Here is a 12,603-nt window from a genome sequence, read left to right on the forward strand (position 1 = left end):
GCGGGTTAAACGTGAGGCTAAGTTAGTCAGCTAACCGAGAGACGACAAAATAAGGATTTAAATAGCTTTCTTTTTGATTATATAGCAATGGACTACCGTCAATTTGAGTGACTTTGGCACCCGCAATTGCTGCAACTGCATGGCCAGCTCCAGTATCCCATTCACAAGTAGGCCCAAGGCGAGGGTAAATATCGGCTTGCCCCTCTGCCACTAAGCATAACTTCAATGAACTACCTTTAGGCACCATTTCCACGTCATCAAACTGTTCAAGGTAGGCGGCTAAATCGGGGGATGGATGAGAGCGCGAGCCAACAACATGGATTGTTCCTGTATTGGCCTTTTCTGTTACTTTAAGTTCAATGCGCGCTTCGCCGCACTCTTTAAATGCACCAATTGCTTCAGCCGCTAAGTAGCTTTCGTTAAGTGCAGGGGCATGTACCACCCCTAAAATGGGTTTGCCATGTTTGATAAGTGCGATATTAACGGTGAATTCGCCGTTTTTCTTGATGAATTCTTTAGTACCATCAATAGGGTCGACCAGCCAATATTCCTGCCAAGTTTGCCTTGTTGGCCAGTCTATGTCTGCGCTTTCTTCACTTAAGATAGGCAGCTGAGGTGTAAGTTTTTGCAAACCTTTGACTATCACTTTATGGGCCGCAAAGTCGGCATCGGTTACTGGGCTCTGATCTGCTTTATACTCGATATTAAAATCTTTGGCATAAATTGACATGATGGCGTCACCCGCTTTGCGCGCTAGCAACAAGATCTCTTCCAAAAGATCGGTTTGATTCATAACTTATCCTATGATGTTTCTAGTTTTCAGGTATGCGACTAATTGCTCCACAGAGTCAGACAACGAGTTTTTGCTAGTATCTAATCTCACTTCAGGGTTTACCGGCACCTGATAATCAGAGTCAATACCCGTAAAGTGTTTGATTTCACCCGCTCTGGCTTTTTTATACAAGCCTTTAGGATCGCGTTGTTCACACACATCCAACGGTGTATCTAAAAATACTTCAATAAACTCACCGTCATTTAGTAGCGAACGTACCATATCACGTTCTGCTTGAAACGGCGAAATAAAGGCGGTAAGTACGACCAAGCCGGCATCGGCCATGAGCTTACTGAGTTCGCCAACGCGACGAATATTTTCGACTCTGTCTTCGTCACTAAATCCTAAGTCTTTGCACAGGCCATGGCGAACATTATCCCCATCGAGCAAATAGGTATGAACACCTTGTTGATGCAGGGCGCTTTCAAGGGCACCTGCTACTGTGCTTTTACCTGAACCTGAGTAACCAGTAAACCATAATACACAAGGCTTATGGCGTTTTTGTTCACTACGTTGTGCTTTGTCAACGGCATAGTTATGCCAAACTATATTTTCGTCCATATTGCTTGCCTATTAAAATGGAAAAACCAGAGGAATTAAGGTTAAAACAGTAATTGAATATATGATGGATAGAGGCAATCCCATCGTCACATAGTCTTTTATACGGTAGTTTCCTGCGCTATAAACCATCAAATTGGTTTGATAACCAAAAGGTGAAATAAAACTGGCTGACGCGCCAAATGCAACGGCCATAACAAACGGAAGTGGATTCACTCCAAAGCCAATTGCCAGCGCATATGCGACTGGAAATGACAGTGCAGCGGCGGCATTATTAGTGATGAGTTCGGTAAATACGACGGTCATCACAAAAATAGCGATAAAGGCACCATAGGGGCCAAAATCCCCTAACACGTAAAATAATGCATCGGAGATCTGCCCAGCTAACCCTGTGTTGATCATCAGCTTGGCAAGACCAATGGCGCTGCCTACGATGGCTAACAGCTCAATGGGAAAGCGGCGTTTTAGCTCGCTCACCTTGATGGTACCCATCAAAAATAAGCCAAGTAACAAGACCATTAAACCTTTGACCAGCGGTACTACGTCAAAAATGCTCAGCGCTAACACACCAGCAAAGGCTACCAATACTAGGTTTGATTGTTTTGGTTTTAAATGTGTTTGTAGGTCTAAACCTGAGATATACACAAACTCGCGCTTTAAATCAGGCAGCTCATAAAACTGACTACCAGGCGCCAAAATCAATGAATCACCGGCTTGTAAACGAACTTGCCCAAGCCCTCCTTGCAAACGGTCATGACCACGTCTAATGGCAATAACCGCGGCATGAAATTGCTCACGAAAACGCACTTCCTTTACCGTTTTGCCAATGTATTTTGATGACTGACTCATGACAACTTCAACGAGGTGTTCAACGTCTTTTTCATGCTTATCATGAACGATTTTTAGACCATCGAAACGGGATAGCAAAGGCACAGACTTAATGTCGCCCACAAATAATAACACATCCCCTTGTTGGATTACCTGCTGAGGGGTAACGGCACAAATGCGGCGATCGCCATGAATAATCTCGGCAAGAAACAAATCTTTGAGATCGCGAAGGCCATTTTCTTCAACGGTACGGCCAATCAGCTTAGAGCCTGCTTGTACTTTACCTTCCAAGTAAAAGGGCACCACTTCTTGATCATTGGTGCCATTATCAGGTAGGTATTTGAGTAGCACCATTATGGTTAGTAGGCCAACCGACAGTGCGCCTAAGCCAATGAGTGTGAAATCAAAAAAGCCTAGAGGCGCCATCCCAGCATCAATAGCAAAGCCATTTACTATTAAGTTGGTTGAGGTGCCTATTAAGGTGAGTGTTCCCCCTAAAATAGCCGTATAGGATAAGGGTAATAACAACTTCGAAGGGGAATGTGTTGGGCTTTCTTTTATCGCTGAAATCAGCGAAGCTACTACGGCGGTATTGTTGGTAAATGATGACAAAAAGGCGGTCGATAGGCCGAGCTTCATCACCGAATGTGACAAACTACCTTTTGCTAAAGACTGTGCTAGAGCTTGGATAAGCGTGGTTTTTTCAATGGCAATTGACACTAAGATTAATAGCACCAGTGTAATAAGAGAAGGGTTAGCGTAATTGACTAACATGCCTTCAAGATCGATAAGACCAGCTAGGTAGCTTAAGCTTATCGCGCCAACGAATAGCCACGCGGGTTTTAGTCGGGTGCCAAAAAGGCAGCCGACTAACGCTAACATGATGCCTGTTAAAACGATTTGTTCATACATCTAAAGACGCTCCTAATAACAGGCGTTAACTGATCACTTAAGTTTGCTGATATCCAGCGCTTGCCAATGAGGAAAGTGCTTGCGGACCAAAGCATTAAGTTCAATTTCAAACTCACTAAATTGTGATTGTCTGGCTTCTTGAGCAGCTAATAAAGTCTCAATCATACCTGCGCCTACCGTCAAGTTGCTCAATCTATCAATCAGAATAAACGCACCTGTCTCACGGTTATCGCGATAAATATCGGCCACAATCGTTTCAGTTAGCTCAAGCGTGACGATTGCAATTTCATTAAGTTGCAATGCGTCAGCTTGGCCATGCTCTAAGGTATTCACATCAATAGTGTGATCAATGTGTTTAACGATAGCGGAGGTATTTTTACTACCTAGCTTAAAGTTATAGCTCTTACCCACAACCAATGGAGCTTCGTGCATCCAAACTAGCTTTGCTTGAATAAGATTTGTTACTTGGGCATTTGAATCTGCAGGAACAATCACATCTCCTCGACTCACATCGACTTCATCATTTAAGGTGATAGTAAACGCTTGTCCTGTTTGTGCTTGCTCTAAGTTACCGTCAAAGGTTACCAGCTCTTTGATACTAGAGCATTTACCCGAAGGGAGCACTTTTACTGCTTGGCCAACCGCTAAGGAACCTGATGTTAATGTGCCCTGAAAACCTCTAAAGTCAAGGTTTGGACGAATAACATACTGTACAGGAAAACGCGCTTCAAACTCAGTGTTAGCGGCGGCTGCTGGCGAGTCTTCAAGTAGCTCAAGCAAAGGCTTATCTGTGTAATAAGGCGTATGTGCTGAACGCGTTACTACGTTGTCGCCTTTTAATGCTGACATAGGTACGAATTTAATGTCAGTTACACTAAGCTGTTTTGCAAACTCTAAGTACTGCGCTTTAATGCGATTGAACACCGCTTCATCAAAGTCACAAATATCCATCTTGTTGATAGCAACAACAAATTGCTTAATACCTAATGAGTCACAGATAAAGCTGTGACGCTTGGTTTGCACTTGCACACCATAGCGCGCGTCAACAAGAATAATGGCCAGATCGCTGGTCGACGCACCGGTCACCATGTTACGGGTATATTGCTCGTGTCCTGGTGTGTCGGCAATAATGAACTTGCGTTTAGCTGTTGAAAAATAACGATAAGCTACATCAATGGTGATGCCTTGCTCACGCTCGGCCTGTAAGCCGTCAACCAACAGTGCTAAGTCGAGTTCCTCACCCGCATTCCCCACCTTTTCGTTATCTCGGTGTAGGGCTGCTAGCTGATCTTCATAGATTTGGTGGCTATCGTGTAGCAGTCGACCAATCAGGGTAGACTTACCATCATCAACACTGCCACAGGTCATCATGCGTAACAAACTCTTGTCTTGCTGACGAGCAAGGTATGCATCAATTCCTAATTCTCTCACTTCATTGGCTGTTGACATTAGAAGTACCCCTCACGTTTTTTCTTTTCCATCGACCCAGCTGAATCATGGTCAATGACACGACCTTCACGCTCAGATGATGTTGATAACAACATTTCTTCAATAATTTCGGTTAATGTACTGGCTGTTGACTCAACTGCACCGGTAAGTGGGTAGCAACCCAACGTACGAAAGCGCACCGACTTCATCTGAGGCACTTCACCTTCTTCTAATGGCATACGTTCATCGTCTACCATGATCAACGTACCATTGCGCTCAACAACAGGGCGCTCTTTTGCTAGATATAGCGGTACCATCTCAATGTTTTCTTGATAGATATATTGCCAAATGTCTAGCTCAGTCCAGTTTGAAAGTGGGAAGACGCGGATGCTCTCACCTGGGTTTACTTGGCTGTTATAAGTATTCCAAAGCTCTGGTCGTTGGTTTTTTGGATCCCAGCGGTGGTGTTTGTCACGGAATGAGTAAACACGTTCTTTGGCGCGAGACTTTTCTTCATCACGGCGAGCACCGCCAAAAGCAGCATCAAAACCATATTGATCCAACGCTTGCTTCAAAGCTTGGGTTTTCATGACATCAGTATGCTTTGCTGAACCGTGGGTAAATGGTCCAATACCCATGGCGATACCTTCTGGATTTTTGTGCACTAAGAGCTCAAAGCCATACTCTTTTGCCATGCGGTCACGAAACTCGATCATCTCGCGGAACTTCCAGTCTGTATCCACATGCAACAATGGGAAAGGGATTTTAGCTGGATAAAATGCCTTACGAGCTAAGTGCAGAAGTACCGAAGAGTCTTTACCAATAGAGTAAAGCATTACTGGGTTTTCAAACTCGGCGGCGACTTCGCGAATAATCTTTATACTCTCAGCTTCAAGCTGCTGAAGGTGGGTTAAAGCCATAGTAGTCGTCCTACATCAAATATTAAAATTAAATAATCTGTTTATGCCACATCGGTGAGTGGCTGAGCAAAGCTGCTTACCTGCGCGGTTTGTCCAAACCAGGCAAGTTGCTCATGAAGTGCAGCAACTTCGCCGATAATAAGTAATGCAGGTGAGACAACTTGATGTGCTTCTATTTGCTCTGCTAGTTGACTCAGCTGCGTTCTAATTACCCGTTGTTCTTTACGAGTGCCGTTTTCGATGATTGCCACAGGCGTTGAACCTGCGCGACCATATTTCAGCAATTGCGCTTGAATATGCGGCGATTTTATCACGCCCATATAAATGGCCAAAGTTTGATTAGGCTTAGCCAACGAAGGCCAATCAAGCTCCTGACCATCTTTTTTACAATGACCCGTTACAAACTGAATTGCTTGCGCATGATCACGGTGTGTAAGCGGAATGCCAGCATAGGCGCTGCAACCTGCGGCAGCAGTAATACCAGGCACTATTTGATAACGCACTTGGTTTGCTGCCAGCACTTGTACTTCTTCGCCACCACGGCCATAAATGAACGGGTCGCCGCCTTTGATACGACATACTTTCTTGCCTTGTTTGGCAAATTCGACCAGCATCTGATTAGTGTCTTCTTGCTTAACGCTGTGATTCCCCAAACGTTTGCCAACACACACTAAATCGGCATCTCTGCGCACTAAATCCATGATCTCATCTGATACAAGGTAGTCGTACACCACCACATCGGCTTGCTGCATTAGCTGTAATGCTTTTAATGTCAGTAATTCAGGGTCGCCCGGACCTGCACCAACAATATATACTTCCCCTTCAGGTTCAGGTTTTGCGTCAAGCATGTCATGTAATTGTGCCGTGGCACCTAGAGTATCACCTGCTTGTACTTTACTCACTACACTTGAATCAAATACGCTTTCCCAAAACTGCCTGCGATCAGCAAAATGCTTAAAACGTTCTTTGACGTGCTCTCTGAAGCTTCCCACCAATTTGGCAAGCGGGCCAATGTGTTGCGGGATGAGCGTTTCGAGCTTTTCCCGCAAGCGTCTTGCTAAGACGGGCGCTGTGCCTGCACTTGAAATGGCAATGGTAATGGGGTCTCTATCTACGATAGAGGGAAAAATAAAGGTGCATTTTGGTTGGTCATCAACCACATTAACAAAAATATTTCTCTCATTAGCTTGTTCAAAGACTAGGTTATTCACTTCATCGTTGTCGGTAGCCGCTATGACCAGCATCTTTCCTGCTAAATGTTCAGTAGTAAAATAGCCGTTTACTAGTGTGACTTCGCCACTATTTTCATGTGCTTTTAGTTCATCACAAAATTGCGGAGCTACCACAGTGATATGTGCGCGTGCTTTAATAAATGCACGACATTTTCGAAGCGCAACATCACCGCCACCGACGATGAGAACCGGTTTATTGTCTAATTTGGTGAAAATGGGTAAATACTGCACTGTTAGCTCCAAAACACTAAGATTACGTGACCACGATGCACACAAAGTGGTGAACAGGGAAGCAGAATATAGTGCCTCAAGCAGAGTAAAAAATAATTAAAACCTAGTTTATATAACCAAAAGTTATATGGCACCTTGTCAAATGGCTTAAGGCTTTATTTACAGTGTCTTGCGCCGAAAATTGCACTATGACACACTGCTTATAGTGTTTGGTTATGAGTTATTCAGCATAACATTTATTTGCTCTCCGTGTTTTGCGGACATTTGTCCTGTGGAGATTTGAGCGTATGCTTTTTACTAAACCAAGATATTGACCTAACTGGAATAGAATTATGGCATTGTATGAAGATGCTAAATTGGCATTGAGCTTAATGGATTTAACGTCGTTGAACGAAAACGATGACGAACATGCCATTGCGTCACTGATTAACAGTATTAACCCCGAATTCGGTGTTCCCGCTGCTGTGTGTGTATATCCTCAATTTGTGGCGTTGGCTAAACAGCTCCTAGCCGAACGAGATCTAACACAGGTAAAAGTAGCCACAGTAACAAATTTTCCTGACGCAAAGCAGCCGTTGAAAGCTGTTCTTGCTCAAACGGAACAAGCGCTTTTTGATGGAGCTGATGAAATTGACTTGGTGTTGCCCTATCAGCAATTGATTGCTGGAGACCCTGATACCCCATGGCAATACGTCAACTCAAGTAAAACATTGTGCAAAGGCAAAGCTAAATTAAAAGTGATCATTGAAAGTGGCGTACTTGAGAGTGAAGCGCTTATCACTCAAGCCTGTGATGTTGCGATACTTGCTGGGGCTGATTTTATTAAAACCAGTACAGGTAAAGTGCCTGTAAATGCAACACTTGATGCAACTAAGACTATACTTGAATGTATTAAGCGCTCTGACAAAGATGTGAGTTTTAAAGCGGCCGGAGGTGTTAAGACGGTTGCTCAGGCTTCGGATTACCTGCGTTTAGCAGAGCAAATTATGGGTCGAGAGTGGATCAATGCTGCACATTTGCGCTTTGGTGCCTCAAGCTTATTAACGGATATACATGAAACAATCGGTGCTGCGCGAAAGTGATTTGGAAAAGTTACAGCTAGAACATCAAGCTGCAAAGTTGTTTTTACGTTGCTACGAACAGCAATATGGTATTCCTATGCGGCATATTTGGCATAATGAGCCGAATATGCCAGATATCAGTTGCTATCAAGCAGATGAGCGACTGGATATCGAAGTTGCACATTTATACGGCAGTGAGCAAGAAGCGATGGCTGTGCTCGGTAGGTCGCTATCATTAGACATTCAAAGAGAGCTTGCCACGATGGCGCAAGCACCAACAGAGAGACGTTTACAAGTTGCATTGGAGCGTTTATTAAAACAAAAAGCACTTAAACGTTATCATTCTAAGCGTACATGGTTGTTGATCCGCAATGCCAGTACACTATGGCATCATGATGACTTTGAGGCGATTATTGGCAGGCTCGACTTTCCAAGTAATCACGCATTTGAGCAAATTTGGTTATTAACCGACTTTTATAACCCTGATTTACTAAGATTGGACACTTGAAAACACAGTTTTTAGACTTATCTAATTAAATGTGGCGTGTCTGTTTTGATGATTTTTGTGTTTGCATATCTTTTACTCTTGTTTTCAAATTGTTCGTAAGTATAATGGGCATCCACTTTGCAGGGGCGTAGTTCCAATTGGTAGAACAGCGGTCTCCAAAACCGATGGTTGCGGGTTCGAGTCCTGCCGCCCCTGCCATTCATACAGTAGAGTCTAAATCTAAAATAATGTGTTCTTGAGTAGTTAACGCTTATTTATACATTTGGATTTAATGGATTAACCCTGTTATATGCAGGGTTGTTGTGTCTGTATTTAAGGTAAATAAATTATGAGCACTAATGTTGAAACCCAGTCTAGCTCAATGGACATGGTAAAATGGCTAATTGCAATCGCGCTTCTTACAGGTGCGGTAGTTGGCAACTATCTTTATGCAGATATGTCTGTGTTATTACGTGCCGTTGGCGTGGTTGTAGCGATTGCAGCGGCACTCGGTGTGGCTTTTACAACTGAAAAGGGGCGTACTTTTATTGCTTTTGCAAAAGAGTCTCGCATCGAAGTACGTAAAGTTGTTTGGCCAACGCGTCAAGAAACAACTCACACTACATTTATCGTAATGGCTGCGACAGTAGTAATGGCGTTGATCCTATGGGGTCTGGACGGCATTTTATTCAGAGTTGTTGGCTTTTTAACTGGATTGGAGATCTGATCCCATGTCGGATGAGAACAAAGAAAAGAAATTACGCTGGTACGTAATTCAAGCGTTTTCAGGTTATGAAAAGCGTGTGGCTCAAACTATTATTGAGCATATTAAAATCGAAGGCTTGGAAGATAGCTTCGGTGAAGTATTAGTCCCTACTGAAGAAGTAGTTGAGATGCGTGCTGGTCAAAAGCGCAAATCTGAGCGTAAATTTTTCCCAGGTTATGTACTGGTACAAATGGACATGAACGACGCGAGCTGGCACTTAGTGAACAGTACACCGCGTGTAATGGGCTTCATTGGTGGTACGTCTGACCGCCCAGCACCAATTAGTGCAAAAGAAGCCGAGCGTATTCTTAACCGCTTACAAGAAAATGCTGAAGCACCTAAGCCTGCAACCTTGTTCGAAGTGGGTGAAGTGGTGCGCGTAACTGACGGTCCATTTGCGGACTTCAGTGGTGTGGTTGAAGAAGTGGATTACGAAAAGAGCCGCTTAAAAGTATCTGTACTTATTTTCGGTCGCTCGACGCCTGTTGATCTAGAATTTGGCCAAGTAGAGAAAGATAAATAATTCTTTCTTGGAATGGCTATTGAAAAAGGCCGCTGGTTAACTTATAATCAGCGGCCTTTTTGTATGCTAAAGATATAAAGTCTTTGCAAAATCAAAAAGTTTTTTATTAATTGGGAAGCCGCTTGAGTACGCGTCCTCGCGCGCACAAGGCTAAGACCCACCTAATGAGGTATTATCATGGCTAAAAAAGTTGAAGCTCTAATCAAGCTACAAGTTGCTGCTGGTATGGCTAACCCTAGTCCTCCAGTAGGTCCTGCACTAGGTCAACACGGTGTAAACATCATGGAATTCTGTAAAGCGTTCAACGCACGTACAGAGTCTATCGAAAAAGGCGCACCTGTTCCTGTAGTTATTTCTGTATACAGCGATCGTTCTTTCACGTTCGAAATGAAGACTCCACCTGCTTCTTACCTTCTTAAGAAAGCCGCAGGCATCAAGTCTGGTTCTAGTCGTCCTAACACTGAGAAAGTGGGTACTGTTACACGTGCTCAACTTGAAGAGATCGTTGAGACTAAACGTCCAGATTTAACAGCAGCTGATTTAGAAGCTGCAGTTCGCACGATTGCAGGTTCTGCACGTGCAATGGGCTTGAATGTAGAGGGTTAATAGAAATGGCTAAACTTACTAAACGTATGCGTACTATCCGCGAAAAAGTGGATGCTACTAAAGATTACGAAATCAATGAAGCAGTTGCATTGCTTAAAGAATTAGCAACAGCTAAGTTCGTTGAAAGTGTTGACGTTGCTGTTAACCTTGGTATCGACGCACGTAAATCAGACCAAAACGTTCGTGGTGCAACTGTACTACCACACGGTACTGGTCGTGACGTTCGCGTAGCTGTGTTCACTCAAGGTGCTAACGCTGAAGCTGCTAAAGAAGCTGGTGCTGATTTAGTTGGTATGGAAGACCTTGCTGAACTAGTTAAAAAAGGCGAAATGAACTTTGACGTTGTTGTTGCTTCTCCAGATGCAATGCGCGTTGTTGGTCAACTAGGTCAAATCCTAGGTCCACGTGGTCTTATGCCTAACCCTAAAACTGGTACTGTAACGCCTAACGTTGCAGAAGCAGTTAAAAACGCTAAAGCTGGTCAGGTTCGTTACCGTAACGATAAGAACGGTATCATCCACACTACTATCGGTAAAGTGGACTTCACTGCTGAGCAGTTACAACAAAACCTTGAGTCTCTACTTGTTGCGCTTAAGAAAGCTAAGCCTTCTCAAGCAAAAGGTACTTACTTGAAAAAAGTAAGCATCTCAACAACTATGGGCGCAGGTGTTGCTGTTGACCAAGCTTCTCTAAATACGCAAGTATAATTTATTAGAGATTAGCGTTTACATGGCGTAATTTTTGAACTATAATCTTGCGCCATTTTGTTGATAAATTCATTTGAATAAGTTCAACAAAGAAACGAATTCGGGTTGAAGCGTATAATTTCGCAACACTTTTTAGTAACGCGATAAATTGCGCTTCCGTCCAAGACCGTAGGTGGCTTCGGCCTTAATCGTCCTACGTAGACGGTGTGAATCCCAGCTAGATTTTTCCTAATCTTCTGGCTCTCGCCGTAAAAAGCATCTCTGCTAAATTTTTTAGCAGAGTAGAGTAGAACTGAAAAACAAATCTTTGTTTTTCTATAAACCAGGAGTAACACCCATGGCTTTAAATCTTCAAGACAAAAAGGCAATTGTTGCTGAAGTCAACGAAGCTGCCAAAGGTGCTCTTTCAGCCGTTATTGCTGATTCTCGTGGTGTAACAGTAGGTGCAATCACTGCTCTTCGTAAAGAAGCTCGTGAAGCTGGTGTATGGATGAAAGTTGTTCGTAACACCCTAGCTCGACGCGCTGTTGAAGGCACTGATTACGAATGCCTTAATGAATCACTAGTTGGTCCAAGCCTTATCGCTTTCTCTTCAGAGCACCCAGGTGCTGCTGCGCGTATCTTTGCTGATTTCGCGAAAAAGAATCAAGCGTTTGAGCTTAAAACTGCTGCATTCGAAGGTAAAATCGTTGATGTAGAGATGCTTGCTAAGCTACCTACTTACGATGAAGCTGTTGCACGCTTAATGAGCGCTATGAAAGAAGCGTCTGCTGGCAAATTGTGTAAAACAATTGAAGCGGTACGTGTACAGAAAGCTGAGCAAGCTGCTTAATTTAAGCACCGCTCCTTTCTTTAATAAATTTTTTGAACCACATGGGTTCGTAAATAATTAGGAAATTTGAAATGTCTGTAACTAAAGACCAAATCCTTGACGCTATTGCTGCAATGTCAGTAATGGAAGTTGTTGAACTAGTAGAAGCAATGGAAGAAAAATTCGGCGTAACTGCAGCTGCTGCTGTTGTTGCTGCTGGTCCTGCTGAAGCTGCTGAAGAGAAGACTGAGTTCGACGTAATCCTAGCTGCTGCTGGCGCTAACAAAGTTGCTGCTATCAAAGCAGTACGTGGCGCAACAGGTCTAGGCCTTAAAGAAGCTAAGGCTCTAGTAGAGTCTGCACCTGCTGCAATCAAAGAAGGTGTATCTAAGGCAGAAGCTGAAGCACTTAAGAAAGAGCTTGAAGAAGCTGGTGCTCAAGTTGAGATCAAGTAATCTAGCTAACGCTAGGTTCGCTGCCTGAGAAATCAGGCAAGGGCTGGTGATTATTTAATCACCGGCCCTTTTGCGCTATAGCGAGATGCCTTTCTATCGCGCAATAAAATTCTAAATTTCACTGGTATTTTCAATAACTAAGTAGTTTTTTGCTAATATCAATGGCATTTAGTACAACAATTAGATGTTGTTATCATGGCTTGAATGCCAGTTAAGTCTGTTCTTACAAGAACAGGTTGGGTCAAA

At 43.5% G+C, this 12,603-nt stretch carries 14 protein-coding genes and 1 tRNA gene; 9 read left to right on the top strand and 6 right to left on the bottom strand.

Annotated elements, in window-relative coordinates; translation table 11 throughout:
• Positions 1 to 22 precede the first annotated feature (22 nt).
• Genes cysQ through cysG form a run of 6 tightly spaced genes read right to left on the bottom strand, consistent with a single transcriptional unit; the run spans position 23 to position 6,941 of the window.
• Positions 23 to 793, bottom strand: coding sequence for a 3'(2'),5'-bisphosphate nucleotidase CysQ (gene cysQ, locus HC733_RS13780; RefSeq protein ID WP_190365623.1), 771 nt, complete (start codon positions 791 to 793; stop codon positions 23 to 25).
• 3 nt (positions 794 to 796) lie between these two features.
• Positions 797 to 1,393: an adenylyl-sulfate kinase gene (cysC, locus tag HC733_RS13785; protein ID WP_190365624.1), complete on the bottom strand. Its 597-nt coding sequence runs from the start codon at positions 1,391 to 1,393 to the stop codon at positions 797 to 799.
• A 12-nt stretch (positions 1,394 to 1,405) separates the two neighbouring features.
• Complete coding sequence (locus HC733_RS13790; protein ID WP_190365625.1) at positions 1,406 to 3,130, bottom strand: SLC13 family permease; 1,725 nt, start codon at positions 3,128 to 3,130, stop codon at positions 1,406 to 1,408.
• Between the two features lie 33 nt (positions 3,131 to 3,163).
• Positions 3,164 to 4,579: a sulfate adenylyltransferase subunit CysN gene (cysN, locus tag HC733_RS13795; RefSeq protein WP_190365626.1), complete on the bottom strand. Its 1,416-nt coding sequence runs from the start codon at positions 4,577 to 4,579 to the stop codon at positions 3,164 to 3,166.
• Positions 4,579 to 5,478, bottom strand: coding sequence for a sulfate adenylyltransferase subunit CysD (gene cysD / locus HC733_RS13800; protein ID WP_190365627.1), 900 nt, complete (start codon positions 5,476 to 5,478; stop codon positions 4,579 to 4,581). Before cysD ends, cysN begins: the two co-directional genes overlap by 1 nt.
• 41 nt (positions 5,479 to 5,519) lie before the next feature.
• Entirely contained in the window at positions 5,520 to 6,941 is a 1,422-nt protein-coding gene (cysG, locus tag HC733_RS13805) for a siroheme synthase CysG (RefSeq protein ID WP_190365628.1), read from the bottom strand.
• Positions 6,942 to 7,273: 332 nt separating this feature from the next.
• Here cysG and deoC point away from each other — a divergent pair, with 332 nt between their 5' ends.
• The 9 genes from deoC to rplL all read left to right on the top strand — a co-directional run bounded on the left by deoC (position 7,274) and on the right by rplL (position 12,357).
• Complete coding sequence (gene deoC / locus HC733_RS13810) at positions 7,274 to 8,023, top strand: deoxyribose-phosphate aldolase (RefSeq protein ID WP_190365629.1); 750 nt, start codon at positions 7,274 to 7,276, stop codon at positions 8,021 to 8,023.
• On the top strand, positions 8,007 to 8,510 hold the full coding sequence (locus tag HC733_RS13815) for a hypothetical protein (RefSeq protein ID WP_190365642.1): 504 nt from the start codon (positions 8,007 to 8,009) through the stop codon (positions 8,508 to 8,510). Before deoC ends, HC733_RS13815 begins: the two co-directional genes overlap by 17 nt.
• 121 nt (positions 8,511 to 8,631) lie before the next feature.
• Positions 8,632 to 8,708 (top strand) — tRNA-Trp (locus HC733_RS13820).
• 130 nt (positions 8,709 to 8,838) lie between these two features.
• On the top strand, positions 8,839 to 9,216 hold the full coding sequence (secE, locus tag HC733_RS13825) for a preprotein translocase subunit SecE (protein ID WP_190365630.1): 378 nt from the start codon (positions 8,839 to 8,841) through the stop codon (positions 9,214 to 9,216).
• Between the two features lie 4 nt (positions 9,217 to 9,220).
• Positions 9,221 to 9,778 (top strand): transcription termination/antitermination protein NusG, encoded by a 558-nt coding sequence (gene nusG, locus HC733_RS13830; RefSeq protein WP_190365631.1) that lies wholly within the window; start codon positions 9,221 to 9,223, stop codon positions 9,776 to 9,778.
• Between the two features lie 177 nt (positions 9,779 to 9,955).
• Positions 9,956 to 10,384 carry a 50S ribosomal protein L11 gene (gene rplK, locus HC733_RS13835; RefSeq protein WP_190365632.1) on the top strand — a complete coding sequence of 143 codons (429 nt, stop codon included), beginning with the start codon at positions 9,956 to 9,958 and terminating at the stop codon, positions 10,382 to 10,384.
• Between the two features lie 5 nt (positions 10,385 to 10,389).
• Positions 10,390 to 11,091, top strand: a complete 702-nt coding sequence (gene rplA / locus HC733_RS13840; RefSeq protein ID WP_190365633.1) for a 50S ribosomal protein L1 — start codon at positions 10,390 to 10,392, stop codon at positions 11,089 to 11,091.
• A 337-nt stretch (positions 11,092 to 11,428) separates the two neighbouring features.
• Positions 11,429 to 11,923, top strand: a complete 495-nt coding sequence (gene rplJ, locus HC733_RS13845) for a 50S ribosomal protein L10 (protein WP_190365634.1) — start codon at positions 11,429 to 11,431, stop codon at positions 11,921 to 11,923.
• Between the two features lie 71 nt (positions 11,924 to 11,994).
• On the top strand, positions 11,995 to 12,357 hold the full coding sequence (rplL, locus tag HC733_RS13850; RefSeq protein ID WP_190365635.1) for a 50S ribosomal protein L7/L12: 363 nt from the start codon (positions 11,995 to 11,997) through the stop codon (positions 12,355 to 12,357).
• Positions 12,358 to 12,603: the final 246 nt, after the last annotated feature.

Origin of the sequence: Pseudoalteromonas sp. S16_S37, from assembly GCF_014694405.1 — a bacterium.
GTDB lineage: Bacteria > Pseudomonadota > Gammaproteobacteria > Enterobacterales > Alteromonadaceae > Pseudoalteromonas.

Excerpts from the sequence above, each read along its gene's own strand:
- cysN (WP_190365626.1), bottom strand. The coding sequence starts at position 4,579 with ATGTCAACAGCCAATGAAGTGAGAGAATTAGGAATTGATGCATACCTT.
- cysD (WP_190365627.1), bottom strand. The coding sequence starts at position 5,478 with ATGGCTTTAACCCACCTTCAGCAGCTTGAAGCTGAGAGTATAAAGATT.
- rplJ (WP_190365634.1), top strand. The coding sequence starts at position 11,429 with ATGGCTTTAAATCTTCAAGACAAAAAGGCAATTGTTGCTGAAGTCAAC.
- cysQ (WP_190365623.1), bottom strand. The coding sequence starts at position 793 with ATGAATCAAACCGATCTTTTGGAAGAGATCTTGTTGCTAGCGCGCAAA.
- nusG (WP_190365631.1), top strand. The coding sequence starts at position 9,221 with ATGTCGGATGAGAACAAAGAAAAGAAATTACGCTGGTACGTAATTCAA.
- deoC (WP_190365629.1), top strand. The coding sequence starts at position 7,274 with ATGGCATTGTATGAAGATGCTAAATTGGCATTGAGCTTAATGGATTTA.
- HC733_RS13790 (WP_190365625.1), bottom strand. The coding sequence starts at position 3,130 with ATGTATGAACAAATCGTTTTAACAGGCATCATGTTAGCGTTAGTCGGC.
- secE (WP_190365630.1), top strand. The coding sequence starts at position 8,839 with ATGAGCACTAATGTTGAAACCCAGTCTAGCTCAATGGACATGGTAAAA.
- cysC (WP_190365624.1), bottom strand. The coding sequence starts at position 1,393 with ATGGACGAAAATATAGTTTGGCATAACTATGCCGTTGACAAAGCACAA.
- rplK (WP_190365632.1), top strand. The coding sequence starts at position 9,956 with ATGGCTAAAAAAGTTGAAGCTCTAATCAAGCTACAAGTTGCTGCTGGT.
- rplA (WP_190365633.1), top strand. The coding sequence starts at position 10,390 with ATGGCTAAACTTACTAAACGTATGCGTACTATCCGCGAAAAAGTGGAT.
- rplL (WP_190365635.1), top strand. The coding sequence starts at position 11,995 with ATGTCTGTAACTAAAGACCAAATCCTTGACGCTATTGCTGCAATGTCA.